Here is an 823-nt window from a genome sequence, read left to right on the forward strand (position 1 = left end):
GCGATCGCGCGCCGGATCAGCTCCGGCAGCACGTCACCGGCCGGGTCCACCGCGGCCTGCGGGTCGGCTTCGATGAGGTCGAGGATCGCCGGGTCGGCGATGAACCCGGCCTTCACCACCTCGGCCATCCCGGCGACGAGTTCGTTGTGCGGCAACGTCTTCAGCGTGTCCAGGTCGACCAGCACGGCCAGCGGCTGGTGGAACGCGCCCACCAGGTTCTTGCCCGCGTCGGTGTTGATCCCGGTTTTGCCGCCGACGGCCGCGTCGACCATGCCGAGCAGCGTGGTGGGCACGTGCACGATCGACACGCCGCGCAGCCAGGTGGCCGCGGCGAATCCGGCCACGTCGGTGGCCGCGCCGCCGCCCACGCTGACCAGCGCGTCCTTACGGCCGATCCCGATGCGGCCCAACACTTCCCACAGGAAGCCGACGACGGGCAGGTCCTTGCCCGCCTCGGCGTCCGGGATCTCGATGCGGTGCGCGTCGACGCCCTTGTCGGACAACCGGATTCGCATCGCCTCGGCGGTGTCGGTCAGCAGCGGCTGATGCACGATGGCCACCCGGTGGCGGCCGGCGAGCAGCCGGTCCAGCTCGTCGAGCAGGCCGGTGCCGATGATCACCGGGTAGGGCGGGTCAACGGCCACCTCGACGGTGACCGGTGGGGTGCTCACGTGGCGGCTCCGGCGGTGGCTTGCAACCGGGCGACGATGTGGCGGACCACGGCTCCCGGGTTGCGGCGGTTGGTGTCGACGCGGATGCTGGCCACCCGCCGGTACAGGGGGCTGCGCTCGGCCAGCAGCGCGCGGTACTTGGCGGCGCGGTC

1 protein-coding gene and 1 pseudogene are annotated in these 823 nt (G+C 72.3%); both read right to left on the minus strand.

Annotated features, from left to right (window positions below):
• A partial coding sequence (locus A5714_RS03015; RefSeq protein ID WP_156745605.1) for a 3-dehydroquinate synthase occupies window positions 1-671 on the minus strand: 671 nt, incomplete at its 3' end.
• Window positions 668-823: pseudogene (locus A5714_RS03020) on the minus strand (shikimate kinase); the annotation flags it as partial. The pseudogene A5714_RS03020 and the gene A5714_RS03015, both read right to left, overlap by 4 nt.

The sequence above is a fragment of the Mycobacterium sp. E2462 genome, assembly GCF_001672685.1.
Taxonomy (GTDB): Bacteria; Actinomycetota; Actinomycetes; order Mycobacteriales; family Mycobacteriaceae; genus Mycobacterium.